The 24,659-nt window shown below is 66.6% G+C and carries 21 protein-coding genes and 1 CRISPR repeat array (1 of these 22 only partly in view); of the genes, 3 read left to right on the forward strand and 18 right to left on the reverse strand.

From position 1 onward, the window contains the following. The first annotated feature begins 913 nt into the window (after positions 1–913). Positions 914–7,945: an RHS repeat-associated core domain-containing protein gene (locus ACH34R_RS19480; protein WP_397562856.1), complete on the forward strand. Its 7,032-nt coding sequence runs from the start codon at positions 914–916 to the stop codon at positions 7,943–7,945. Between the two features lie 15 nt (positions 7,946–7,960). Next, positions 7,961–8,788, forward strand: coding sequence for a hypothetical protein (locus tag ACH34R_RS19485; protein WP_397562857.1), 828 nt, complete (start codon positions 7,961–7,963; stop codon positions 8,786–8,788). A gap of 639 nt (positions 8,789–9,427) precedes the next feature. On the opposite strand, the gene ACH34R_RS19490 is transcribed toward ACH34R_RS19485, so the two are convergent. Continuing rightward, entirely contained in the window at positions 9,428–10,846 is a 1,419-nt protein-coding gene (locus ACH34R_RS19490; RefSeq protein WP_397562858.1) for a hypothetical protein, read from the reverse strand. Next, positions 10,836–11,327 carry an ATP-binding protein gene (locus ACH34R_RS19495; protein ID WP_397562859.1) on the reverse strand — a complete coding sequence of 164 codons (492 nt, stop codon included), beginning with the start codon at positions 11,325–11,327 and terminating at the stop codon, positions 10,836–10,838. The genes ACH34R_RS19490 and ACH34R_RS19495 overlap by 11 nt, the downstream gene beginning before the upstream one ends. A gap of 347 nt (positions 11,328–11,674) precedes the next feature. On the opposite strand from ACH34R_RS19495, the gene ACH34R_RS19500 reads away from it, so the two are divergent. Further along, complete coding sequence (locus tag ACH34R_RS19500) at positions 11,675–13,057, forward strand: hypothetical protein (protein ID WP_397562860.1); 1,383 nt, start codon at positions 11,675–11,677, stop codon at positions 13,055–13,057. Here the strand turns inward: ACH34R_RS19500 and ACH34R_RS19505 are convergent. From ACH34R_RS19505 to queC, 16 genes are read right to left on the reverse strand one after another with little or no spacing between them, the layout of a single operon-like run. Beyond that, complete coding sequence (locus ACH34R_RS19505) at positions 13,043–13,945, reverse strand: phosphotransferase enzyme family protein (RefSeq protein WP_397562861.1); 903 nt, start codon at positions 13,943–13,945, stop codon at positions 13,043–13,045. The genes ACH34R_RS19500 and ACH34R_RS19505 overlap by 15 nt on opposite strands. 54 nt (positions 13,946–13,999) lie before the next feature. Further along, a complete protein-coding gene (locus ACH34R_RS19510) occupies positions 14,000–14,797 on the reverse strand; it encodes a class I SAM-dependent methyltransferase (RefSeq protein ID WP_397562862.1) in 798 nt (265 codons plus the stop codon). Next, positions 14,788–15,414 carry a thymidylate kinase gene (locus ACH34R_RS19515; protein WP_397562863.1) on the reverse strand — a complete coding sequence of 209 codons (627 nt, stop codon included), beginning with the start codon at positions 15,412–15,414 and terminating at the stop codon, positions 14,788–14,790. The genes ACH34R_RS19510 and ACH34R_RS19515 overlap by 10 nt, the downstream gene beginning before the upstream one ends. A 13-nt stretch (positions 15,415–15,427) precedes the next feature. Then, complete coding sequence (locus ACH34R_RS19520; RefSeq protein WP_397562864.1) at positions 15,428–16,057, reverse strand: PolC-type DNA polymerase III; 630 nt, start codon at positions 16,055–16,057, stop codon at positions 15,428–15,430. Beyond that, entirely contained in the window at positions 16,048–17,037 is a 990-nt protein-coding gene (locus ACH34R_RS19525; RefSeq protein ID WP_397562865.1) for a DegT/DnrJ/EryC1/StrS family aminotransferase, read from the reverse strand. The genes ACH34R_RS19520 and ACH34R_RS19525 overlap by 10 nt, the downstream gene beginning before the upstream one ends. Further along, on the reverse strand, positions 17,034–18,044 hold the full coding sequence (locus tag ACH34R_RS19530) for a radical SAM protein (RefSeq protein ID WP_397562866.1): 1,011 nt from the start codon (positions 18,042–18,044) through the stop codon (positions 17,034–17,036). The genes ACH34R_RS19525 and ACH34R_RS19530 overlap by 4 nt, the downstream gene beginning before the upstream one ends. Further along, positions 18,041–18,646: a hypothetical protein gene (locus tag ACH34R_RS19535; protein WP_397562867.1), complete on the reverse strand. Its 606-nt coding sequence runs from the start codon at positions 18,644–18,646 to the stop codon at positions 18,041–18,043. Before ACH34R_RS19535 ends, ACH34R_RS19530 begins: the two co-directional genes overlap by 4 nt. Beyond that, positions 18,643–19,185, reverse strand: a complete 543-nt coding sequence (gene folE, locus ACH34R_RS19540; RefSeq protein ID WP_397562868.1) for a GTP cyclohydrolase I — start codon at positions 19,183–19,185, stop codon at positions 18,643–18,645. Before folE ends, ACH34R_RS19535 begins: the two co-directional genes overlap by 4 nt. Positions 19,186–19,187: 2 nt before the next feature. Continuing rightward, positions 19,188–19,877 carry a WbqC family protein gene (locus ACH34R_RS19545; RefSeq protein WP_397562869.1) on the reverse strand — a complete coding sequence of 230 codons (690 nt, stop codon included), beginning with the start codon at positions 19,875–19,877 and terminating at the stop codon, positions 19,188–19,190. Next, the gene (locus ACH34R_RS19550) at positions 19,877–20,560 is read right to left on the reverse strand and encodes a PIG-L deacetylase family protein (RefSeq protein ID WP_397562870.1); all 684 of its coding nucleotides are present in this window, start codon (positions 20,558–20,560) and stop codon (positions 19,877–19,879) included. The genes ACH34R_RS19545 and ACH34R_RS19550 overlap by 1 nt, the downstream gene beginning before the upstream one ends. Continuing rightward, a complete protein-coding gene (locus tag ACH34R_RS19555; protein ID WP_397562871.1) occupies positions 20,532–21,668 on the reverse strand; it encodes a glycosyltransferase family 4 protein in 1,137 nt (378 codons plus the stop codon). The genes ACH34R_RS19550 and ACH34R_RS19555 overlap by 29 nt, the downstream gene beginning before the upstream one ends. Beyond that, entirely contained in the window at positions 21,665–22,192 is a 528-nt protein-coding gene (locus ACH34R_RS19560) for a phosphoribosyltransferase (protein ID WP_397562872.1), read from the reverse strand. The genes ACH34R_RS19555 and ACH34R_RS19560 overlap by 4 nt, the downstream gene beginning before the upstream one ends. After that, positions 22,189–22,614, reverse strand: a complete 426-nt coding sequence (locus tag ACH34R_RS19565) for a DUF6884 domain-containing protein (RefSeq protein WP_397562873.1) — start codon at positions 22,612–22,614, stop codon at positions 22,189–22,191. The genes ACH34R_RS19560 and ACH34R_RS19565 overlap by 4 nt, the downstream gene beginning before the upstream one ends. Then, positions 22,604–23,299, reverse strand: coding sequence for a 7-carboxy-7-deazaguanine synthase QueE (locus ACH34R_RS19570; protein ID WP_397562874.1), 696 nt, complete (start codon positions 23,297–23,299; stop codon positions 22,604–22,606). The genes ACH34R_RS19565 and ACH34R_RS19570 overlap by 11 nt, the downstream gene beginning before the upstream one ends. Beyond that, the gene (locus ACH34R_RS19575) at positions 23,299–23,703 is read right to left on the reverse strand and encodes a 6-pyruvoyl trahydropterin synthase family protein (RefSeq protein WP_397562875.1); all 405 of its coding nucleotides are present in this window, start codon (positions 23,701–23,703) and stop codon (positions 23,299–23,301) included. The genes ACH34R_RS19570 and ACH34R_RS19575 overlap by 1 nt, the downstream gene beginning before the upstream one ends. Beyond that, a complete protein-coding gene (queC, locus tag ACH34R_RS19580; RefSeq protein WP_397562876.1) occupies positions 23,684–24,364 on the reverse strand; it encodes a 7-cyano-7-deazaguanine synthase QueC in 681 nt (226 codons plus the stop codon). The genes ACH34R_RS19575 and queC overlap by 20 nt, the downstream gene beginning before the upstream one ends. Before the next feature lie 256 nt (positions 24,365–24,620). After that, positions 24,621–24,659: a CRISPR direct-repeat array (repeat unit 29 nt); it runs 1,942 nt beyond the window's last position.

Here is a 24,659-nt window from a genome sequence, read left to right on the forward strand (position 1 = left end):
GGCACGCAGTCAGTCCGGCAAGCAGCAGAGCTGCAACCGGCCAGTAGAAGGCATGGCCCCGCCACATGACATGTCCTCGCCTTGAAACAGAGCAATCGCTTGGAGTAGTCAGCGTAATATGGAAAGTCTTCAGAGCAAAAAGGAGCCAAGGGCTCGTGTAGGTAAGTGGCTTTTACCATACCGAAATGACATTTCTAGCTACCACCCACCCTCTTGATTACAGTTTGGGCATTCTGGCGTGATTCGTCAGGCTTGCATCTACGGACACGTGACACAATTGAAGTTTACGTAGACCGCCGAACTATATGTCATGCGCGATGAGGTGCCCTTGTCGTGAAGCCGAGGACTGCGCGTCAACGGAGGCGGATTCGAGGGTTCGCGCGAGTGGCCGCCCGCTGAACATGCGGTAGCCAGGCGGTCGGACTTGGATGCCGCCCTTGCCCGATCAGCTTCACGACCCCCCGCTCTGTGGACGACGCGAACGTTCGCAACCGAGACGGCACTCCCGCCCCCGCTCCATGGAGCGATCTCGGAGGCGAGCGGGCCTCCCGGCTCGGGTTTGGGACCACCCCCTGTGAGGTTGACCACAGCCGCAGCGCCACAGCCAGCGTCCGTGACCTAAACGTGATCACGTACTCAGCCGCCAGACTGGCTCGACAGCGACCTGTCGGCTGACCTGCCATGATCGCCGCTATGAGTGCCTCGATTTCGCCCGATCGCCTGCGGTCGGTGATCGATAAGTCACCTTGACCATATTGACCGAACGCTATTGCTGATCGATATTCCGGTTGATCGTTCATATTTCCACCATCTTGGCGGGCGACAGCCGGGCGGCGCGTCGCAGGTTTCATCGGCATCTGGAGGCTGCGGCGTGCTCTATTCACGCGTGCGTGTCTGGCTCATCGGTGTTCTTGTGACCACCGTCGCACTCGCCGGGATGATCGTGGTGAACACCGTCCCGGACTTATCCGGCGGCGCCGGCTCGGAGAAGTCGGTGGATGGCCGTGAGATCGAGAAGGTCGCCGACACCATCGGCGCAGAAGACGTCCCGCCGCCGAGCCAGGCCAAAGCGGCCCCGGCGTGGCCGAAGCCGGGGGCCGGTGAGGTGCCCGTTACCGAGCGGCGGACGCCGGTGCCGGGTACGCCGGTCACCGTCACCCGGAACGGGCAGGGCGGGCAGAGCGCCCCGGCCAAGGTCCGGGTGCAGACCCTCGGCGCGGATGTCGCCAAGCGGCTCGGCGGTATCGGGGTTGCGGTACGGCTGGCCCGCAGTGACGCTCAGACCGGGCCGGGCCAGGTGCGGCTGGGCCTGGATTACTCCGGATTTCGTGACGCGCTACCAGCCGGTGCGGCCTACCGGTTGACCATGAAGGCGCTGCCCGCCTGTGCGCTCGATGCGAGCTGCAAGAAGGCCGACTACGCCGGGCAAGCAGGCCGGGCCACGAACGTGACCGGGGTACGCAACGACGTCGCCCACGGCCGTATCGAGGCGACCGTCGAAACGAACGAGTCGGTGTACGTGCTGGACACTGCGGCGGCGGCCGAGGATCCCGGATCGGGTACCGGCAACTTCGCCGCGACCGACCTCAAGCCGGCAGGCACCTGGCAGGCGGGCGATTCCGGCGGCGGGTTCTCCTACTCCTACCCGATCACGGTACCGCCGTCGGTGAACGGCGCCGGCCCGGAACTGGCGTTGTCGTACTCCTCCACGGCGATCGACGGCCTGACCAACTACACCAACAACCAGGCGTCGGTGGCCGGGATGGGCTGGGACGTGGGGGCCGGCTACATCGAGCAGCGGTTCCGGCCGTGCGCGGATGACTCCTTCGAGACCCGCAAGGGTGATCAGCGGGACTGGAAGGACTTGTGCTGGGAGTCCCCGGATGAGAACGACGACGACCCGGCGACCACCGACTACACCACTTCCCACCTGGTGCTCTCCTTGGAGGGCAAGTCCACCACGATCGTCAAGGACAAGAGCACCGGCGGCTACAAGACCGCCGAGGACTTCGGCTGGAAGATCGAACGGCTGACCTCCAGCGTGACCCAGCAGCCGTTCTGGCTGGTCACCACGATGGAGGGGAACGCCTACCGGTTCGGTTACCGCCGGGATGCGATGTGGCAGACGCCGTACTTCGGCGACGACGCCGGGGAGCCGTGCCGGGACAAGTACCCCTCCGAGCGCTGCTACGCCCCCTGGCGGTGGAACCTGGACCAGGAGCTGGACACCAACGGCAACCTCGTGGACTACCGCTACCACCGCGAGGAGAACTGGTACTGCATGGTCCACGTCGCCCTGTGCAATCTCGGCCCGGGCGATCCGGCATCCCGGCGGCTGGCCTATGACCGGGGCGGTTACCTGCAACAGGTGGAATACGGCCACAACAAGCAGATCACCGGGACCACCCCGATCGCGAAGGTCACCTTCAACACGGTGGACCGAGGCACCCCGCCCTCCTCAGGCATGCCGTGGGACGATGACACCCCCACCGACCTGGACTGCGCACCCCCGGCTCCAGGCGAGTTCGTCACCTGCGATGACCAGGGCCCGGCGTTCTTCACCTCCAAGCGACTGAACACCATCGTCACCTCCACCGCCAACGCCTCCGGCGGATGGGACGAGGTGACGCGGCTGGAACTGGGCTACAAGTGGGTCTACACCCAGATCCTGGACCCGCTGCCGCCTGGAATGCCGGTGCTGTGGCTGGACACGATCCGCCCGGTCGGCCTGGCCGGCAGCGGCCCGGACATTCCGCTGCCGCCGGTGGACTTCGAGGCCACCTTGCTGGACAACCGGGCCGACTACAACGGCGAGAACAAGACCCGGCTGCGGTTCCCCCGCATCTCCGCCGTGTACAACGGGCTGGGCGGGCGCACCGACGTCTCCTACGGCCAGGCCAATCCCTGCCCTGTCCCCTCCGGCTACCCCAGCTCAGGCTGGGACACCAATGCTCGCGACTGCTACATGTCCACGCTGGGGACCTACTACGACGAGGGCGGCATCGCCCGCACCTCCCGCGCGGTGTACCTGAAGTGGCTGACCACCCAGGTCATCGACAAAGACCTGGTCGGCGGCTCACCGGACGTCGTCACCCGCTACCAGTACGTGGGCACCCCTGCCTGGGCGAAGCCGTTCAACTACCTCGAAACAGAAACCACTCACGGGACGTTCTGCGACCTGCCCCCCGACCAGATCTGCAAGCGGCTGAACGAGGACTGGGACGATTTCCGCGGGTACGGCACGGTACGCACCATCACCGGCAGCGGTGATGACCCCGACGACTACAGCGTCACCAGCTCGACGTACTTCCGCGGCATGTACGACGACCCGCGCGCCGACGGCACCCCCAAGTACGCCACGGTCACCGACTTCGACGGCAACGCCTTCAACGACCTGCGTGTCCTGGCCGGCCGGACCCTTCAGGAACAGACCCTCCGCGCGACCACCATGACCACCAACGCCCCGGCCGCTGCCGAGCCCGCTCCCATCGCGGCACCGGCGGCTGGCGGGCCGATCGCCAAGGTCGCCGCCGCCGTGGCCGCCCCCGCCCGCCACCTGCTGGGCGCCCTGACCGAAGCCAGCAGAGGTGCCCTGGCCTGCACCTATCCGGCCTGGGTCGACTTCGCGTTCTACGCCAAGGGCGCGCGAGTCACGTGGAAGGACCACCATTGGGAGGCGACCGCCTCCACCATCATCGAGCCCGGCCGCGACGGCACCTGGAAAGACCTCGGTCTCTGCTCCGGCGGCAGCACCCCCACCCCGACCATCACCCCCACGCCGACCGTCACCCCGACCATCCCACCCGGCAACGGCCCCGGCCCCAGCGGTTTTGAAGAGGTCAGCTCGACCCGGTACGAGTACGTCCGCACCTCCACCGGTACCGGCCCGGGCATCCACGACCCGCTGCGGATCAGCACCAGCCGCGAGGTCACCCGTGAGGAGATTTCGACCGGCTGGCGCTACACCGACCAGCGCACCAGCTACGACTCCTACGGCCTGCCCACGAAGGTCAACGACTACGGCGACACTTCCACGGCTTCCGACAACACCTGCCAGACGACCACCTACGCCCGCAACACCGCCAAATGGGTCATCAATGTCCCGGCAGGCGAAGAACGCCGCGCTGGCGACGACTGCGCCTCGGGCGAACTCCTGGGCAAGACCCTCATCTTGTACGACGGTGCCACCGATCCAGCGTCCAACACCCCGACCCGTGGCAACCCGACCCAGAGCCGTGCCTACAGCAGCGCCTCGGTCTACAGCACGACGAAAGCCGCGTTCGACGGATACGGCCGTCCCACTTCAGCGACCGATCCGCTGGGCAAGGTGACCACGACCGCCTACAGCCCCGCGACCGGCTGGCCGACGGGTGGCATCACCGTCACCAACCCTCTCGGCCACACCAGCACATCGTGGCCGTCGGCGGCGCACGGTCAGGCGAGCGGTATTCGCGACGCCAATAGCAAAGACATCCAGGTCGATTACGACGCCGCCGGCCGGACCACACAGTTGTGGACACCGTTACAGCCGCGCAGCGGAGGCACTCCCGCCGCGAAGGTCAGCTATTCGATCCCCTTTGACGGCTCGCTGGGGCAGCCCACCACATCAGTACGCACGGCGATGAGCACCCTGCAGTCGGGGAGCGGCACCGGTGCCGTCTGGCTGACCCAGTACAACTACCTGGATGGTCAGGGGCGGCCTCGCGAACAGCAGTCCGCTTCCCCTGCCGGTGGGCGCATGGTGAGCGTCACCACCTACAACGGGCGAGGTCAGGAGGACGCGGTCTCCGAAGCCGCGCACAATACCCAGGCGCCCGGATCGGGGCTGCTCAACCCCGCCCTGGGCGCCCTACCGCGATGGTCTCGCACCGTCTATGACGGCGTAGGGCGGCCCACGGCGAACATCGACTACACCGGCTCGCGCGAGTTGCGTCGTACCGCGACCCGCTACTTCGGCGACCGGCACGAGGTCCAGCCGCCCACTGGTGGTAAGAGCGTCTATCACACCGACGCCATCGACCAGGTCGTAAAGATCGAAGAATGGGCGGACGCGGCCACCCACCACGACACCGCCTACGGCTATGACCGCAATGGCAAGCTGACCTCGATGACGGACGCCAATGGAAACGTCCGCATTTTCCGGTTCGACCTGCTCGGACGGCGCACTCACTCCCAGGACCCCGATGCCGGGGACTCCCAGCAGCACTACGACGAGGCCGGGCGTGTGGCCTGGTCGGTGGACGGTAACGGCACCAAGGTCTCCTACCGCTACGACGACATCGGCCGCCTCCGCAGCCGGTGGGCTGGCGAACCGGACACCGGCACCAAGCTCACCGAGTGGATTTACGACACCCTGGCCAAGGGCGAACTGACCTCCGCCACCCGCTTCGCCGACGGACGCGCCTACATCGACAAGGTCACCGGGTATGACCCGATGGGCCGCCCCACCGGATCAACGCTGGTCATCCCGGCCGAAGAAGGGGCGCTGGCCGGGGAGTACACGTTCACCGCCGCCTACAACGCCGCCGGCGACGTCGAGCGGGTCGGCATGCCCGCCGCGGGTGGACTGCCCGCTGAGACCGTCACCTCCACGTTCACCGCCCTCGGGCTGGCCAAGGGCCTCACCTCCGATTTCGGCGGCGGATACACCTACGTCAAGGACACCGCCTACACGGCGACCGCCCGGATGAGCGAGCGCTTGTACGGCGCGCGCGGGCAGGTCAAACGCGGCCTGCAGTGGAATGAGGAAACCGGCTGGCTGAGCCGGGTGACGACCACCGCCAAAGCGGACACCACTACACCTCGCACCGCACAAGACGACCGGCTAACCTACGACATCTCCGGCGAGATCACCCGAATACTGGACGCGGCCTCTGCCGTTCCCGGTGTGACCGAGGGCCAGGCGGAGTGCTTCGCCTACGATGGCCGTCATCAGCTGTCGGCAGCATGGACCACCACCGCGTCCTCATGCGCCGGTGGCGCTGATCAGCAGGGCGTCGACCCATACGACCAGCGCTTCACCTATGACCCGGTCGGTAATCTGGCGAGCAAGACCGACGCAGGTCAGGCCGCCACCTACCGCTACCCGGCACCCGGCCCCGATGCCACCCGCCCCAACGCGGTCACCTCCATCGAACGGCCTGGCGGCACCGACACCTACACCTATGACGACGCGGGCCAACTGACCTCGCGCACGCAGGACGGCAAGACCGGCACCTTCCAGTGGAACGAGCTCGGCGAGCTGGCCAAGGCCACCATCGACGGCCAGGACACCTCGATGGTCTACGACGCCGACGGCGAACGACTGATCCGCCGGACCCCGGACGGAAAGACCACGCTGTACCTGGGGTCGATGGAACTCGAACTGTCCGGCGGACAGGTCACCGCCAAGCGCTACTACACCACCTCCGACGACGCCACGGTCGCCATGCGCTCGACCGGCGGAGGCGTCACCTGGCTGGCCGCCGGCCTGCACGGCAGCCAGCAGATCGGCATCGACGAGACCACCGGGACGGTGAGCCGGGAACGCTACCTGCCCTTCGGCCAGCGCCGTGGCATCGATGACCTCCCGTTCACCGACCGAGGCTTCCTCGGGAAGATCGAGGACGAGTCCACCGGCCTGGACTATCTGTCGGCACGCTACTACGACCCGTCCATCGGCAAGTTCGTCTCCACTGATCCATTGCTGGAGATGAGTACCCCGTCCTGGGCCAACCCCTACAGCTATGCGGGCAACAATCCCATCGGCCTGTCCGACCCCGGAGGCTTGTCCCCCTGCAACAGCCGGGACTCCGATTACAAAACCTGTTTGCAAGACCAGTGCGCCAAGAAACACGGCAGGGTCAAGTGCGCCGAAAAGAACCTGAGTCAGGTGAAAAAGCGGCGAGACATCTACTGGGATTCGTTCATGGACGCCCTGTTCGAGCTGGGCAAACTCGCCGCTGATGAACTGGGCATCACCGACGGCATCGCATGCTTGGCCAAAAAGGATCTTGCCGCCTGTGGGAAGACTGCGCTGAACATCCTGGGGAGCCTGGCGGGCGGCATCGCCGGCAAGCTGGTGGCCAAGTACGGCCTGCCCTGGAAATGGAAGAAACTCGCCAATGTGGTGGCCAAGGTCGGCCACCTCATCGACAAGGCTTACCAAGGATACAAATCGTGGGGCAGAGCAGGCGACGAGCTGAAAGCAGCCGAGAACGCTCTGGCGGCTGCGAAGAAGGCCTGCAAGAACAGCTTCGTGGCAGGCACCAAGGTGCTGATGGCCGACGGCACACACAAACCCATCGAACAAGTCAAGGTCGGCGACAAGGTCCTCGCGGCCGACCCGGAAACCGGGAAGACACACGCCCAGCCCGTCACCGCCATCATCACCGGAACTGGAATCAAGCACCTCGTACAGATCACGGTCGACACCGACGGGAACAGAGGCGGTGTCACCGGCGACCTTATCGCGACCATCGATCACCCCTTCTGGCTCCCCGACCTGCGTACGTGGAGTGACGCGGGCACACTCCAGTCCGGAGCCTGGCTACAGACTTCGGCGGGAACCTGGATCCAGGTCGGCGCAGTTGACACGTGGATCGCGTACCAGCAGGTCTACAACCTGGCTGTCGCCGGAACGCACACATATCATATTGCTGCGGGTGGGACGGGCGTCCTGGTTCACAACTGTGGAGTCACCATCCCGAAGGGGCGGTGGGATCACATATGGGATCGCCATGTCAATCCTTCCAAGTACAAGCATAAAAGCAAGTTTAGCACCACCAATAAAAGCAAATTGGAACGCATGATCATGCGCGCCTTGAATGGAAATACGAAAGATGGAGCTTACACACACGATTTCGGACATAAGATCGGCACAGGACCAAACGGAGAGAAGGCTACCAAAATAAAGGTAGTAATCAGAAAGGGGAAGGTCATAACTGCTTATCCGGTGGCGGACTGATGGTATAGTGACACAATGATTGAGCTGGACTTCGATCTGTCGGTGGATCACGGCGGAGATGTGCACGCGCTTAGCCTGGCTTCAGTTGATGATATGGCACTAACCGGCGACGTCTTCTGGATCAGAGTGCTGTTCCGAGTGAACGGGAAGGTGATGGAAGATGGCTGGATGCCCTTAGTGGAGCTTGTAAGGGCACTAGTCTGCCTTATGGAGAAATGTCAAGAAAGAGGGGTAGCCGAATATGAGTTCAGAGAGGGTTCGTATAGATTTTCCTTCAGAGAGTCCGATGGCTGGGTGCATGTTAGCGCTCCTCGCTTCCAGAGCGAAACATCTGTGGCCGCGATATCTATGTGGACAGCGATACCGCAATTTGCGCTTAGGGCACTCCGGGAGCTTGCCGCCAAATATCCAGAGCTAGCCCACAATCAGAAATACCAAAACCTCTACCGTAAGGCTACTTCTTTCGCCGATCACCATCCGCCGCCCCCGGTCATCCACTTTGACGTCAGGCGGCCGCCGGAGTATCAGAATGTTTTCAATGCGATGTCAACCGAGAAGATTGCTGCACAGATAGGAGCTTTTGTATGGAGCTATGGAGGGTTGGGCGAAGTGTTTCGTACACCGATCCGTCTCATCGTCCATCTTTCGACGGACTGGATACTTGATGAAACAGTCGACCTGCGCAGCAACCATCCTACGTTGGAGTTCATGGTAGATGGTGGACATGGAGATTACTCAGTTGCGGCGCAAGAGAGGATGCTATGGAAGCTTGGAACGCAGGCATTGTCTGCGACGATGCGGGCCTTTGATATAAACAGCCATCCTGTTCTTAAAGATCTTTAATTCGTGATGTCGAGTGGGCCGGTATTGAAGTGTTCAAGGCCAGGCCGGTTCCGGCGAGGCACCCGTCGACCAGGTTCGGCCGTGGACCACCCATGTACCGCGCTCGATGACCCAAATGAGCTGGGGAAGCCGACTGCGGCGTTCCAAGACAGAAACCACTTGCCCATGGTCGTTATCGGGCGAAACGGGCGGAAACACCGATGAGCCGACGCGCAGACCGACCCGGCTGGCACGCCTGTGCCGGGCGTAGGCCCAGGCAGTCGTGCATGTTGCAGCAGGTTGGTGTGTGATCGCCGCGAGGGTGAGCCAGGCGGCGTTGGCGGCAAACTTGTCCGAGGGCGGGTGTGCAGGCAGACGTTGATCAGGTCGACGCTGAGCTGTTCCTGCCCCGCATGATCGCGATCCTGGGCGTCGGCTTGGAGCAACGTGTACGGGCTGTCGGTGAGGATCGGGTAGTAACGCATGACGGTAAACGGCTCATTCTGGCCAGCCGCGACCCGCTCATCCATCGCCGTATCCGGTGCGCGATCAGTCGGACGATGACGGCCTTTCCATCGTGCTGGTGAAGGCGGTGCAGGAGGTCTCGGCGGCCTCGGAGTTGGAGATACAGCCGCCAGCCTACGCGACTGCATAAAACTTCTAGGAATAAGCTCTTATGGCACTATCCATTTTGCAGTATATGTGTATAAAGAATTCTCTAAGGCCGTCATTCTCCATGAAAGCTTGACCCTCATGAAGAGCATCGCGGAATCGATCGAGAATACGCAAAGAGGAAATTTCCGTCGACAGGTTTACGGCAGTGGAGGCTGCGGTGCAGGCGGCCTCGGGCTCTTTGAGGGCGAGGTAGGCGCGGCTGAGGCCGAGGTGGTCGAAGATCTTGCTGCGTAGTCGTTCTGGAGGGCGTGATGCGGCGGCGCGGGACAGGTGTTCTGCTGCTGCGGCGGCGTGCTCGGCGTGGTGGGTGGTGTGGGCAAGGAAGAGATAGACCTCGCCAAGGGTGCTGTCCAGTTCTGTTTCGTCTAGGTGGGAAGTGAAGCTTTCTTTGTGGTCGGATGGGCTGGTTTCGGTGAAGATCTCAAGCGAACGGTTGATGGCCTGCAACGTGGGTCTTTCGCGGCCGAGCATGGCGTTGAAGCGGGCTTCCAGCGCATATAGCTCGGAGCGGATGCGTGGGGTGGCCGTCTCGCGGGAGCCGTACGTTGCGAGGGTGACGAGTTCCAGGGCCGGGGCGGGGTGGCCGATGTATCCGTAGACCCGGGCGAGGCACTGGAGAAGGTGGGCGGCGAGGTTACGGTCGCCGCCTTCTTTGGCGGCCTGGGTGGCGAGTACGAGGTACCGGATGGCCTCATCAGTGGCGCCGATGTCGTGGCTCATCCAGCCGGCTACTCCGCAGAGGTCGGCGAGGGCCGCCATCAGCGCTCGTCCGACGGGTTCGGAGTAGGTGCTGTGATGGGCGAGGCTGTTTGCCCAGGCCACCTGGCCGACCACTGCGGTGCGCAGGAGTCCGCCGCCGTAGGCGTTGTCGAGTTTCTTGAAGATGTCGGTGGTCGCTTGGATCTTCTCGACGTCGTTCATGCCGATGGAGCCGACCGCTTCGACGGCGTTCGGCAAGGGGGACGGGGTTGCGTGTGCCCAGGCTTGGAGGTGCTGGAGGAGGGCGTCGGGTGTGATGTTGTACTCCACTCCCTGGTTTGAGGCCGCGCCCTGGCGGAGCAGGTCCATTCGGGTGATGTGGGCAAGGGACTTCGTCGTGGGCTCTGTGCCCCAGGTGAGCTGATCGGCAGGCTGGCGGCAGATGCCGAGATCGGCTGGGGTGACCCGGCTGCCGGTGCGTTCGGAGAAGATCTGGGCCAGGAGGTCCGGTACCGGATCCCGGGGGACTTCGCCGTCTACCAGCCAGCGTCGGACGCGGCTGCCGTCCGGGCAGACGTTGGCGTGGCCTGCGGCGCGTGCCAGGCGGGTGATCTCTGTGGCCAGGCCCTGCTTGGAGTATCCCGACAGGTCGAACCAGTGGTGCAGGGCGCGGTTCGGCTGGGTGACGCGGCGGTCATCGGGCATCGTGGTCCGCCTCCACGAGGGTCAGTTGGCGGGGGATGGGTGGCGTGGCCGCCATGGGGAGGGCGAACGCGACCGCCTTTCCCAGGGTTGCGCTGGTGCAGAGTCTCGTTCGGTAGGCGTAGCAGCGGCCGTTGGAGAGCCGGTGGGCGATGAGGAGCCCTCGGCCGACCTCGGGGATGAGGGGGATGTCCAGCGTCGGGAGCGTGTCGCGTGCCGCTGCGCGCAGGTTCGCCAAGAGCGCTGGTACGTCGCCGAGGTTGGGGTCGCTGTCGACGATCTCGCACCAGAGGGGTCTTTCCACGACGGTGCCGATGCGGATCTCCAGGGGGCCACGGCCGTGCAGCTCGGCGTTAGTGGCCAGTTCGGCGACGACGAGTTCGGCGTCGGCGATCTGGTCGTCTTCGACGGCGGCCTGAGCGAGGGTCTCCCGCAGGAGGTGGCGGGCGCGGTGGGCGGCGTCGCCCTTTGGCAACGTACGCACGATGACCTTGGAGCAAGGGACAACGCTCGCCGCCGTCGTATGCCAGGACCGCCACCACGGGGTGGATGTCCCGGAGGCAACGTCGTGCGTTGGGCGGGGGAGGTTGATCATGTGCCTGACCTGCGCATTCAGGAGAACAGGAGGTGTGCTCCTGCCCAGCTAAGTCCGCGCGGCAAGGCGTGGGAAGCGATCAGATCGGGTGCACTTTCCAGCAGGGGATGCACAAAGGGTTCACTCGGCCGCCGCTATACCCGTAAGCGCTATACATCTGGCGCGATTAAGTGGTTACTCTCAGTCAAATCCCTTGGTGTGCTGAATGTGGCTGTTTCCTGAGCGAGGGGCGGACGATGCCGAGCAACCCCAACGATGACCTTGCCGCCGCCATGGACGAGGCCGGGATCTCCAACAAGGCTCTGGCCAGAGAGGTACGCCGGCTCGGTGCGGAGCGCGGCCTGGCCGTCTCGTGTACGCATGTGGACGTGGCGCGGTGGCTGTCCGGGATGCGGCCTCGGGGAGCCAAACCGGAGCTGATCGCCTCCGTTCTCACGCAGCGCCTTGGCCGGCCGCTGACTCTTCCGGAGATCGGCATGGACCCCCGGAAGGGCCCGCCACTGACCCTTGGCCTTGCCTTCTCCGGGCAGCAGGCTGCCACGGTACGGACGTCCCGCATCCTCTGGGAGGAGGATCTGCGGCAAGAGGACTTTCTCTGGCACGGCACGGTGTCGGCCGCGATGCTCGTTCCGCCGATGGCGCGCTTGTTGGTGGCGCCGCCGCATGAGCCGCTCAGCCGTACCGGACGGACGCTGAAAGTCAGCCGTCACGATGTCGATGCCGTACGGGCCACGGCGCGCATGTTCGAGGAACTCGACCACAGGTACGGCGGGGGCCACGCCCGGCGCGCGGCCGTGCAGTACCTGCGTAGCGAGGTCGCTCCGCTGCTCCACGGCAACTACACCGACCAGATCAGGCGGGAGCTGTTCGCGGAGACCGCGCGGTTCACGTACAAGACCGGGGCCATGGCCTACGACATCGGCTTGCACGGACTGGCCCGCCGGTACTTCGTGCAGGCGTTGAGCCTCGCCCACGCGTCAGGGGATCGAGCGCTCGGCGGCAAGGTGCTGGCCGTGATGAGCCACCAGGCCAACTTCCTCGGGGAGTACGGCGAGGCCGTGGACTTCGCCCGCGCCGCGAAGCTGGGCGCGAAGGGCCAGGCCACGCCGACCGTGCATGCGATGTATTGCGTGATGGAGGCCCGCGGGCTCGCCAGTCTCGGCGACCGGCGGGCGTGTCTGAGAGCGCTTCGGGAGGCGGAAGGCGCGTTCGCGAAAGCGGGGACGATGGAGGAGCCGGAATGGATCGGCTATTTCGATGAGGCGGAGTTCCATGATGAGTTCGGGCACTGTTTCGCCGCTTTGCGGCAGAGCAGCGATGCGACCCGGCATGCGCGCATGGCGCTCGAATCCTCCAGCGACGCCTATCCGCGGAGCCGGACCTTCTGCCGCATGACCATGGCGGGCGCGTATCTCGCGCCCCAGCGTCCGTCGCAGCGGGACGTGGAGCAGGCCTGTGCCGTGGCGTCGCAGGCGCTCGCGTTGGTGGACCGGCTGAAGTCACATCGGGTGCGTGAGTACGTCCGTACGTTCGACCGCAGGCTCGACTCCTATGCCACGCTGGCACCGGTGGTCGCCTTTCGCCAGCAACTGCGAGAAATGGCGCTAAGTGCCGGGTGACCAGCGGCGCGGCAGTGCGGGGTCGCGCAGGGTGGCGATGCGGTGGAGTGCTTCGGGGATGAGGCGGGGTTCGCGGCCGGTACGGGAGGCCAGCCAGGTGGTCATGCGGAGTTCGCGGATCTGCGCGAGGACCGGGAAGCCGCTCCATTCGGTCACGTCCAGGCCGTAGGCGTGGGCGAAGGCGGTGTAGGTCGCGTCGTCGTACCAGCCCACCCGGCGGTAGACGGCGGGCACGGTGAGGTCCCATTCGGGATGCCCGGTGCTGAAGCGCTCCAGGTCCAGCAGCATGACCTGGCCGTCGGCGGCGCGGACGATGTTCTTGCGGTGAGCGTCACCGTGGATTACGGCGGGCGGCAGCGCGAAGTTCAGGGAGGCGTGGGCGTTCTGTAGTTCGGTGAGCCGGGTCCTGAGGAAGGCGCGTTCTATTGGGCTGATTCCGGTGGCTTTGTCGATGTGCGAATGCTGGCGGGCGAAAGGGTCGTAGGGGGTCAGGAGTCCGTCGTCCGGGCACGGGAGTGCGTGCAGCCGCTTCAGCAGGGTGCCCATCTCGGCGGTGGACGCCTGCTGCGGCTTGGGAATCTCCTCCCAGAATGTCACCACCCGGCCGCGGTGGATCAACGGCTGGTCCCCGCACGCGGCCACGCGTACGGCGGGGAAGTCCTGCTTCGCCAGCCAGGCCGCCACTCCGAGTTCGCGCCGTACGCTGGGCAGCGCGTCGGTACTCCAGGCGATCCGCGCGACGATTCCTTCGAGCGGCAGCCTCCATACGGCGTTGTCGCCGATCGGGCCGAGGAGTTCGGCTCCGCGCGCATCGAGCCCGGCATCCGCGCAGACCTGCTGGAGGACGTCGAGTGCGATGTCCGCGGTGAAGGACGTTTCGCTGTCCATGATCACCCCGCTGCCGGCTCGGTCACCTGCTTGCGAGCATAACCGGGGGGAAGGTCAGCGTTGCCAGGCCATGATCGGTGATTCTGCCGGAAGCGGGGCCGGGCGCAGGCCGTACCGGGACGCCAGCTCGGTGAACTGGGTGAGGGTCAGCGGCCGGTGGAAGCCCTTGCCGGTCACGCCGCGCGGTACGGCGAGGTTCTCGCACACCAGCACCTGCGTGGTTCGCATCAGCGGGCCGATCGCTGCGTCGATGTCGGGCAGGTGGTCGACGGTGTCGATGATCCATACGGCGTCGAAGGGCGGGAGGGTATGGATGTTGTCGGGGGCCACCACGTTGATCGCGTGGCGTGATCTGTGGCGGAGGAAGGCCGTAGATGGGGAGTCGTAATCGCATCCGGTGACCTGGAATCCGGCGTCCAGGAGGGGCAGGGTGTCGTTGCCGATGCCGCAGCCGAAGTCCAGGACGGTCCGTACACCGAGTTGGTGGAGCAGCGGGATTCCGGCGGCGCAGTAGTCCGGGCGGTGGCCGCTGGCCTGCCAGATCACCAGGTTGTAGAGGTAGGCGGTGCTGTGGCGGAAGAAGTCGCCGATGTCCTCCCCCGGTGATCTGGCACGCCATTCGCGGGCCAGTACTTCGGAGGAGTCGAGGAAGGGGGTGAACGAGGTGCCTAAGAAGGCTCGCAGGTCGGCGTAGAGGGGGGTGGTGGCGGCGATGTTCCATCGGTAGCGGTTCCATGCGCGGCGGCAGGGGGCGCAACCGCGCAGGTGGTCGCGGGTGGTGTCGCAGCCCTCGCGCAGGTAGGTGGCGAATCGGGCACGGGCGTGGGTGCATTCTGGGGGGTTCAGCCGCACCAGCGGGTCACCTCGTCCAATGCCTGGGCTGGTGGTGTGTTCCGCCGGTCCAGGATATGGAAGCGGACCTGGTCCTCCGCAGCGAGGCAGGTGAAGAGGTGGTCGGCAAGGTGGTGCAGCCGCAGTTCCTCATGAGTGTGGGGGCGGCCGTCGCGGGCCTCGGCTCGGGCGAGCGCGGCCGGTACGTCATCCGTGATCAGCAGGACGCGATCGGGTAAGGGGCGCCAGGCGGCGGCGAGTTCGATGAGCATTCGCGCATGGGTCAGCGCCAGATTTGGATCGTCGGGGTGGCGGAGTACGGCTTGGTAGACCGCTACGGCATGGACGCTGCGGCCTTCCAGTACGTCATGGCCACGCTGTAAGTGGGGCAGGGCTGTTTCGTAGGCGTGCATCTGGACGGCGAGCAGCAGTAACGTCTCGCTCGCCGGAAGGCCGCTACGGAGGAAGCGGTCGCCGGTCGCCGCGAGTTCGGTCACGATGCGGCTGCCGAGATCGGGCCGTCCCAGGCGCTGTGAAAAGTCGTCCAGAACGAGTGGTGCCCGCGAACCCAGTCGGGCGACGGCGCGGGTGGTCAGGAAGGTTTTGCCGGTGCCGCTGAGACCTTCGATGGCCAGCAAGCGCCCTGGACGGTCAGGGGGCGAACAGAGATTCCTGCTCTCCCTTGGCGGCTTCACGCTCCTCCTCCAGCAGCTTTGGCGTGATCTCGGCGTGCGAAAGGTCGTGTCCGCCGGCCAGCAGGCGCTCGAATACGGCGAGAGTCGCGAGGACGTCGGGCAGCGCGCGGTGCCGGTCGGCGGGTGCAGGGATGTCCAGGTGGCGGAGCAGGTCGTCCAGGCGGTGTCGGGGCAGGCCGGGGTAGGCGGCGCGGGCCAGTCGTACGGTGTCCAGCAAGGGGGTACGGGCGAGGACCGGGCAGGCGGTGCGCCAGTCGTACAGCAGGCCGGCCTCGTAGGGGGCGTTGTGGGCCACGAGGAGGTAAGGGGGCTGGCGCAGGCGGCCATCGAGGGCGGCCAGTACGGTCGCGGCCGGTTCGGCGTCGGCGAGCATGTCCGGGGTGATGCCGGTCTGGGCGATGTCGTAGCGGGTGAGGCTGATGCCGTCCGGCGGTTGGATCAGTGAGGTGAACCGGCCGGTTTCGGTCAGGGAGCCGTCGCGGTAGCGTGCGGCGCAGGCCGCCACCTCGATGGGATGGGGCCGCCGGCCTGCCGGTGTGACCGTCTCGAAGTCAATGACGACGAACGTCGGCTCGGTCAGTTCCACGAGCTGGCCTCCCTGGTGATGGTGTGGGCAAGGTGCCGGATGCGGTCGTCGTCATCCTGCTCGCTGAGTACCACGGCCAGGGTGTGATCCAGGAACTTTGCTGCTTGTGGGCATCGCGCGGGCCTGAAGGCGGCCATGGCCGGGAGCCGATCGGCGGATATGACGCCATAGGTACCGATGCTGTTAGGTACGCCCGCTTCGGTCAGGTGGGCGCAGAAGTCGCGCGGCCGGGGGAGATCGAGGTGGAACAGTGCGCTGTAGCCGTTCCAGTTCTCGTGGGGTGGCGGGTGCATCGGCCGGACTCTGGGCGTGCCTTCGACAAGGTTCATGAGGAGCGTCGCCTGGGCTCTGCGCCGGGCGAGTTTGGCGGGGAACTGCTGTAGCGCCCGCCGGGCCTGGGCCGCTATGAGCTCGGGCATCCGGTAGTTGTGGCCGAAGCGGGGGCCGGCGCGTGGATGATCGACGGGGAGGTGGGTGCGGAAGCGGCGGGCCTGTTCTGCGAGGTCGGCGTCGTGGGTGAGCAGGTACCCGCCTTCGCCGGCGCTGAGGATCTTGCCATCCTTCAGGGAGAAGCAGCCGGCGTCGCCGTGGCTTCCTGCGGGCCGGTTCGCGTATTCGCTGCCTTGGGCCTGGCAGGCGTCCTCGATCAGACGGAGGCCGTGAGCTGCTGCGAAGTCGGCCAGTCTCGGCAGGTCTGTGCAGCGGCCGGCCAGGTGTACGGCCATGACGGCACGGGTGGCGGGGGTGATCTGGTGGCCGGTTCCGTCGATCAGTACCGGCCGGGCCCCGGTGTACGTGATCGCGGCCACGGGCATAGGTACGCTCGCGGCAGGTACCAGGACCTCGTCGCCGGGGCCGATTCCGGCGGCGACGAGGGCGGTGTGCAGCGCCGCCGTACCGGAGGAGACCGCGACCGCGTACGGCACGCCGAACGCCTCCGCCAGCTCGGCCTCCAGTTCGCGCACATGAGACTGGGTCACGCGGCACGCTCCAGCGGTACGCCGTCCATCAGCGGCCACATGTTCACGCAGTCGCGGGAGAACAGCGCGCACGAGGCTCCGCAGCCACGCGGCTCAGGGAAGATCTCGGTAGCGCTGTGGCCTTTGATGGTCTTCCAGTGGCTTTCGGGGGTCGCCGCGATACGCAGGTACGAAGGGCAGTCCCAAACCGTGCCGTCGGGCTGGATGAAGTGCAGGGTGTGGCCGCCGAAGCAGTTCTGGACGGTCGCCGTGGCGTGTGAGATCGAGGCGATGACCTGTGCGGGGAAACCCGGGTGCGGCAGCGTGAGCGGGAGGCTGTAGAGCTCCGCGAATGCCTCCCGGATCGCGGGGATGTCGCTCACCCGCAGGGACAGCTCTTTGTGCAGAGGGTGTGTGGCGTCCAAGGCGACCGGTTGTGGCACGTAGTAGTCGCAGCCGAGGTCGGCGGCCAGCCGCGCCACCTGGACGACCTGCGGGATATTGCACCTTGTAATGACGCTGTAGACGCCGATGCGAAGGCGTGGGGTCGCGTGGCGGGCGGCGCGGATGCCGTTGATCACCTGGGGCCATCCGTCCGCGCCGTTGCGGGCAGGCCGCCAGCGGTCGTTGTAGGCGGGGTCGGTCGAGTCCAGCGAAACGGAGATGGCGTCGATGCCGAGCGAGACCAGCCCAGTGAGGATCTCTTCCCGGCCGAGCGGTATGCCGTTGGTACACACCACGACCTCGATGCCCGCCTCTTTGAGGATCTTCAGGAGGTCGAGGATCGGGGGCCAGATCAGCGGTTCACCGCCTGCGACGTACACCCGGCCGACCGGCGATCGGTCGAGCGTGCGGGCGAAGGCGAACACCTCGTCGGCCTTCAGGTCGTCTCGGGAGAGGTGGGAGAGCTGTCCCACAGGGCGGGCCGGCTGACCTCGGTGCTCTTCGATGGTGCCGAAGTAGCAGTACCGGCAGCCCAGGTTGCAGGGTGATCGCAAGGACCACAGCAGGGTGATCGGCTTTCTCATGGATGCTCCTGGCAGGCGTTCAGCAGGGCTTGGACCGCTTGCTGCTCGTTGAGTTCGCGCCGGTCGATGATGGTGTAGTGCTGGAGAAGCCGCTGGTAGAGCCTGTTCGCCTGGCGCATCAGCGACCGTTCGGAGGGGGTGGGGGACCTGCCCTCGCGGGCGTTCCATCGGGCGAGGCAGGTCCGGTCGTCATCTACGACGAGTACGGTCCTGTCGGGCGGAGGCCGCCATTGCGCGGCCATCGCCCGCAGGCGAAGGGCCAGCTCAAGGGCGCGGTCGTCATCTCCGTTGGAGAGGATCGCCGTCTGGTAGACGGCGATGGTGTCCACGCCGCGGTCTTCGAGGATCGTCACGGCACTGTCCCCATAGGCTCGTCTGGCCAGCTCGAAGCGCCGTGCGGCCAGGCCGAGCAGGGTGAACGTCTCGGCGAGCGGGAAGCCGGTACGCAGGAAACGATCTCCGCCGAGGGCGGCCATCAGTCGTTCGGTGAGCGGATCGGCGGCGCAGTCCGGCAACTCGGCCAGCCGGACGACATCGGGGACCTGGGCGATGAGGTGGCTCTTGCCGACACCGTTGACGCCCTCCACGGTCACCCACCTCATGGCCCGGCCCCAAGTGCAGATACCAGGCGGGGGTCTTGGAGGAAGCGCCCGCGCAAGGACCGGGTCAGCGTCCGAGTGCCTTGGGCGCGGGTGCCGCGCATGCTCATGCACAGGTGATGGCCAGCGGCCACGACGGCGATATCGTCGCTGCCGGTGATCTTCTGGAGTTCGTCGGCGACCTGCTCGACAATCCGCTCCTGGATTTGCAGGCGTCTCGCGGCCAGTTCGGTGACGCGTATGAGCTTGGACAGTCCGAGTACCGCGCCTGCGGGGAGGTAGGCGATGTTCACGAGTAAGTGAATGGGGAGGAGGTGGTGTTCGCAGAGGGACCAGGTCGAGATCCCGCTGACCTGAACGAACTGCTCACCGGCCGGCTCGTGGCGAAACGTGGTGTCGATCCGGCCGGGCCGGTAGTTGAGGAAGTCGCGCCAGAAGGCGGCGGCGCGCCGGGGAGTGTCGCGGAGCCCTTCGCGGTCTGGGTCCTCTCCGATCGCGATCAGCAGTTCGCGGTAAAGGGCCTGGATGCGGACCTCGTCCATGGTCATGCTGTCACCGCCGTGACGTGCCCGTGCTGCTCCAAGATCGTTCGGGCCGCCGGCCCGTGGCGCATGAGCAGATCGACGGCCGCGACCGCGAGGCCGTCGGGCGGGTTGTAGGTGGCGACTTCTACGGTGATGCCTGCTTCGGCGAGTACGGCGTGGTCGAGGTACCGCATGGCGCCGGTGCCGACGCGCAGCACGTTCCGTCCCAGGCAGCGGGCCAGGTCGGCGAGCATGTGCGTGCCCGAGCCCTCTGGGGCGATCGATGAGGAGCGGACGCAGTGCACCTTGATGCCGAACCCGTCGAGCAGGACGTCCAAGACCGCTTGGTTGACTTCGGTGAGGCGTTCCCACTGACGCTCGTACACCGCTCGTAGCGGGTAGTCGGCGAAGTAGGTCGCCCTGCCGTACGCGCAGGTCAGAGCACGCCAGTGGGCGGCGGCCCAGGCCGTACCGGCCACGCGCACGTCGCAGATGCGCTGTCCGAAGCGGTGCAGGACCGGAACCGTCAGACGCTGTGGCAAGCCGCCGCTGCCACGGATCAGGTTGCGGTGCTGGCGACCCCGCTCGGCGAACTGCACGTGGTCGAGCAGGACGAGCGTGTCCACGTCGAGCAGCCGCGACAGGTAGCCGGGCCACGGCAGGTACGCGGGCTGGTGCGCGACCAGCACCTCGGAGCGCGCCATCGTCATTAGAACCCCATCCGGTACGGCACGAAGCTCTCGGCCAGTTCGGTGCCGATCGCCGCGCCTGAGGTCATGTCGAAGGCGTGGATCCGGTCGAGGTTGCGGGGGTGGCAGTGTCGGCGAAGCTGGGAGACGTAGCAGTTCAGGGCCTTTTCCTTGCGTGGCCACGCCGCGGTGGTGTCCACGTGGACGACGCCTTCACGGGCGGTCCACGCTCGGTCCTCCGGCCCGGTGTACCCCAGCACGATCCTCGGCACGGGACCGCATGTTCCTCGGGGGTGGGCGGCGGCCAGCGCCGCCTGGTGTACGGCGATGTGGTCCTGGTGGAACGTCCCGTCGGCGGGGATCAGGAGTGCGGTGGGCCTGAGCGCGTGCAGGGAGAGTGAGTGATCGAGTTCGATGAGGGTCACCAGGTCGCGCGGGCAGGAGCCCGGGTGGCGCGCCCGTGCGCCGGTCCATGCGACGTCGCGCTTGGCGACGCCGAGCGCGTCGCAGGCCGTGTCGAACTCGTCGAGCCGGTCCGCCGCGTTGCCTGTGGCGACGGCCGGGCAGGCGACGGCCAGGACGTGCACCGGGATTCCGCATTCGGCGAGTCGGGCGATCGTGCCGCCGGCCCCGAGGGTCTCGTCATCGGGGTGGGGCGCGATGACGAGTACGTGGTCAGCGGGTGTGAGTCCGAACGGCGGCATTCGGGGCCTCCTGTCCGTGGGCCAGCAGGGTGGCGACGGCCTGTTCGGGCCGGAGGTTGCGTACGCGCTCGGGTGCCACACGGGCGGCGGCGTGATAGCGGTGCGGGTCTTCGAGGAAGTGGGCGAGTTGGTCCCAAAGGGCGCGGTAGCCCTGTTGCAGGGGGACGAGTGGGCCCGCCGCTCCAATCAGGTACGGCAGGTTGCCCAGCGAGAACCCGGCGACCGGGGTGCCGACGCTGAGCGCTTCCGCGGCCGTATTGCAGAAGGTCTCCGGCTCATAACTGGAGATCACCGTGGCGCACGCGCCGGCCAGGAAGCCCGGTACGGCCCGCCACGGCATCGCGGGCAGCAGCCGTACCACCTCCGGCCGCGCTCTGGCGGCCCGCTGGCAGGCCTCGATGACGTCGGACTGCATGCCCTGCCAGTACTCGAAGCCCGCCTCGGCCAGGACGATCTCCACTGGGCGTGTCCAGGTGTCGGGGAGCGCTTGGAGGAGTTCGGCCAGGCCCTTGTACGGCTCGGCTCGCGAGACGATCCGGACCGGGGCGCGGCGGCGCAGCAGTTCGCGCTCGGGGGCGGGGACGGGGCGGACCGGGCTGAGCAGCGCGTTCGGGATCAGGCGCCAGGTGCGGGTGTCCAGTCCCGCGGCCGTGGCCTCGCGCAGGAGGTAGTCGCTGATCGGGCACACCAGGTCGGCGGCGGCGATGGCGTCCTCGAAAAGGTCGTCCTTACGGATCTTGTGAACCATCAGCACCGAGCGGACATCATCCGGGGCCGCGCCGAGGTACCCGAGGCCCCAGAGCGCATCGATCCAGCAGACCACCTCGACTTCGCGTTCGCGCAGGATGCGGTGGAGTTCGGTGACGACCGGGGCGGGGTGGTCGAGCGCCTCCCGGATGTGCTTGCCCATGATCGGGCGGGGTAGGACGAGTGAGCGTAGCGGGATGATGTCCGGACTTTTGGCGGGATGGCCGGGGATCGTGGCGGTCAGGACGAGCGGCTGGTGACCGAGCCGACGGCAGCCTTCCATCAGGGCGGCCACGCTGCGTTCTATCCCGGCCGGCTCGCCGGGGGCGTAGGTGAGCAGGCAGAAGGCGATGACGCTCATGGTCCGCTCCTCGTTCGGATGCGATGGGGATACGGCAGGGGGCGTGGCGACACGTCGGGCGGCGCGGTCTCCCAGGGGAAGACGGTCCAGTCGGCGACGTCCCAGACCCAGGCGTCGGGGTGGTGGGCGGCTCCGACGTTGCGGCACAGGGTGGCGGTGCGGGTGCTGGGCACGGCCAGCAGGGCTGTGACCGTGGCCAAGGTTGCGCCGGATCCGCATATGTCATCGACTAGGAGGATTCGTGCTGTTGGGTCGATGGTGGGGGTATCTGTGACGGTGACGTGTCCGGTGGCGGGGGATTCGATCGTGTCGTCGGGGTTGTGGCGGGCCATGATGAACGTGGCGGGGATCTGGAGGCGGGCGGCGAGGTGATGCGCGAGCCGTACGCCGCCTCGGGCGATGCCGACGAGCAGGGTTGGAGCGTTCCGGCGTTCGTGCTCGGCGAGCAGTGCTACTGCTGCCTCGAAGCGCTCGTTGCTCAAGGACCAGATCCGCTTGTGCTGGTAGATGCGTTTGGTGATCACGGCCAGCCCCAGGCGTCCAGGACCGCTGCCACCTTGGGCCATTCGCGGACGGGGTCGTTGATCTCGATGGTGTTCGGCAGGTCGGGGAGCGCGTCGCGGTAGCGAGGCTCCAGGAGGAGCAGTACGCGCGATGCTGGCCGACCGGCCAAGGTGACGACGGTTGCTGGCCGTAGCTCGGCGGCTCGTCTGGGGGTGAGTCGCAGGTCGTAGGGAGCGACGGGCGTGTCGGCCGGGATCAGGCCATGCAACGCGGACAGGATGAGCACGCGGTCGCGGTACGCCGGGCTGCTCGGGATCCTGGCGCGGAGCTGCGGGAAGCACCATCCCTGGTACAGCTCCAGGGCGGGGACGGGCTGGGTGGTGTCGAGTTTGCGGCGCGAGCAGCCGACGATGATCAGCTCGCTGCGCGGGTCAGCGGCCACGTGCGGCCTCCCACAGCAGGACCTGGAGGCGGAGGGAGAGGTTCCAGCCGCGGGCGATGACCTGGTCGGCGAACTGCCGGGCACGGTCGAGCACGACCTTGATGGTCGTGCCCTCAGGCATCACCCAAATCGACGCCAACGCGTACTGTTCTTCCAGCTCAGCGACCTCGGCCAAGTCCGCGGGCTCGGTTGCGACGAACTTGAAGATCGCGTTGCCGGTGTTGGCCAGCACGGTCAGCGCGGCGGGCACGATCCGGTGATCTTCTGCGAGACCGGCGGTGCTGAGCTTCGGGGAGACGTTGAACTGTACGCCGTCGCGGACCAAGCCCAGCGCGGGAGCGATCGTGCCATTCGTCTCGATCTCCACCCGCCTGCCATCAGCGAGCAGCACGTCCAAGAGTGGAACCAGGCGGTCCTGCTGAAGCAGCGGCTCCCCACCCGTGATCACAACCAGCCGTGGCGAATTCCGGCCGACCCACTCCGCCAGTTCCGCGACCGATTGCCAACGAGCCTCGTGACGGGGGTCGTACCGGTCCCAGTCCCAGGTGTAAGGGGTGTCGCAGTAGCTGCAGCGCAGGTTGCAGCGCGACAGCCGGATGAACATCGCCTGCCGACCGCAGCTCGGCCCCTCCCCCTGAAGTGTCGGCCCGAAGGTCTCGGCCACCAGCAACCGCGCCGCGGTCATCACGGTTCCACCCGGTACTCGGCCCAACTTGTCGCCGTCTCCGCCACCCGGACCGCGACCAGGCGTCCGGGCAGGCCGGGCTGGAGGTTGTCCAGGAACCAGCAGGCCAGATGCATCGCGAGGTTCTCGGAGGTCGGCTCGACATCGAGCACGTCGTTGAGGAGCTGGTGATCGAACGTCGCCTGGAGGTACTTGCCCAGCGGCGCCAGCTCCCCGAAGTCGGTCACGAACCCGGGAGCCGTCAGCCGCTCCGCGGCCAGCCGTACCTCGACCTGGTACGAGTGCCCGTGCACTCGCCCACACGGATGCCCCTTCGGCAGGCCACCAATCCGATGCGCGGCCTCGAACCGAAACCGCTTTGCGATCTCGAACGTGCCCATCGTCTCAGTGCCCCCCGCCCGCATACCCGGTCGGATCGGGCACCCCGGCCAGCTCAAACGCCTCCCGTCGCTCGACGCAGGTACCGCACCTTCCGCAGTGCAGCAGCTCGCCCCGGTAGCACGACCAGGTCAGGTCATACGGCACGCCCAACGCGGCCCCATGGCCGACGATCTCGCCCTTGCTCCACGTCACGAACGGCGCCATCACCCGCACTGTGTTCGCCGTGGCAGCCTGAGCGATCCGGTCCGCCAACTCGACGAAGTCCGGTCGGCAGTCGGGATAGACGGGGTGATCGCCGGCATGCACCCCAAGCGCTACCTGGCCGCAGCCATGCGCGGATGCGATCCCGACGGCGATGGCGGCCAGGATGGCGTTGCGGTTGGGAACGATGGTCGCCTGCATCGTGGCGTCGGTGTAGTGACCATCAGGCATGTCAACCGACCCATCGGTGAGCGCCGAGCCGCCCAGCAGCCGACCGAGGACGCTCAGGTCCACCACGTCGTGCGTCACCCGCAGAGCGGTCGCCACCAGGGCGGCGGCCTGAAGCTCACGCCGATGCCGCTGCCCGTAGTCGAACGAGACCATACGAATCCGGCGGCCCTCGTCCCGCAGGTGATAGGCCAAAACCGTACTGTCCAGCCCGCCGGAAGCGAGGACAACGGTGTCTGCCTGGTCCTTGCTCATGGCGCTCCTCCCAGTGATCTTCCCGGGGCCACCAGAGCAGACCGCCCTGGCAGACAGGGTGGACGGGACCAGTCCGTTCAATCGCGCAGAGCAAGCTCACCACCGCCCCCACCAGCGAAGAAACCCAGCGCACCCAAGCGAACACCCGGCGCACACCCAGGCGCACCCACGGCGCCCAACAACGCTCAGAAGGCGAAGCGCTTGTTGCCGCAGGAGGTTTGCCAATTCCTTCACGGCATGAAACAGCTCATGCACCTGGCAACCTCCCACGGGCGTGGGGAAGACAGCGCCAGCC

It is taken from the genome of Spongiactinospora sp. 9N601, from assembly GCF_044326295.1.
Classification (GTDB): Bacteria; Actinomycetota; Actinomycetes; order Streptosporangiales; family Streptosporangiaceae; genus Spongiactinospora; species Spongiactinospora gelatinilytica.

Bases quoted from the DNA above. Each gene is read 5' to 3' on its own strand.
- ACH34R_RS19575 (WP_397562875.1), bottom strand. From the start codon at position 23,703: ATGCGGGCGGGGGGCACTGAGACGATGGGCACGTTCGAGATCGCAAAG.
- ACH34R_RS19490 (WP_397562858.1), bottom strand. From the start codon at position 10,846: ATGCCCGATGACCGCCGCGTCACCCAGCCGAACCGCGCCCTGCACCAC.
- queC (WP_397562876.1), bottom strand. From the start codon at position 24,364: ATGAGCAAGGACCAGGCAGACACCGTTGTCCTCGCTTCCGGCGGGCTG.
- ACH34R_RS19505 (WP_397562861.1), bottom strand. From the start codon at position 13,945: ATGGACAGCGAAACGTCCTTCACCGCGGACATCGCACTCGACGTCCTC.
- ACH34R_RS19555 (WP_397562871.1), bottom strand. From the start codon at position 21,668: ATGAGCGTCATCGCCTTCTGCCTGCTCACCTACGCCCCCGGCGAGCCG.
- ACH34R_RS19530 (WP_397562866.1), bottom strand. From the start codon at position 18,044: ATGAGAAAGCCGATCACCCTGCTGTGGTCCTTGCGATCACCCTGCAAC.
- ACH34R_RS19535 (WP_397562867.1), bottom strand. From the start codon at position 18,646: ATGAGGTGGGTGACCGTGGAGGGCGTCAACGGTGTCGGCAAGAGCCAC.
- ACH34R_RS19485 (WP_397562857.1), top strand. From the start codon at position 7,961: ATGATTGAGCTGGACTTCGATCTGTCGGTGGATCACGGCGGAGATGTG.
- ACH34R_RS19500 (WP_397562860.1), top strand. From the start codon at position 11,675: ATGCCGAGCAACCCCAACGATGACCTTGCCGCCGCCATGGACGAGGCC.
- ACH34R_RS19570 (WP_397562874.1), bottom strand. From the start codon at position 23,299: ATGACCGCGGCGCGGTTGCTGGTGGCCGAGACCTTCGGGCCGACACTT.
- ACH34R_RS19545 (WP_397562869.1), bottom strand. From the start codon at position 19,877: ATGACGATGGCGCGCTCCGAGGTGCTGGTCGCGCACCAGCCCGCGTAC.
- ACH34R_RS19550 (WP_397562870.1), bottom strand. From the start codon at position 20,560: ATGCCGCCGTTCGGACTCACACCCGCTGACCACGTACTCGTCATCGCG.
- folE (WP_397562868.1), bottom strand. From the start codon at position 19,185: ATGGACGAGGTCCGCATCCAGGCCCTTTACCGCGAACTGCTGATCGCG.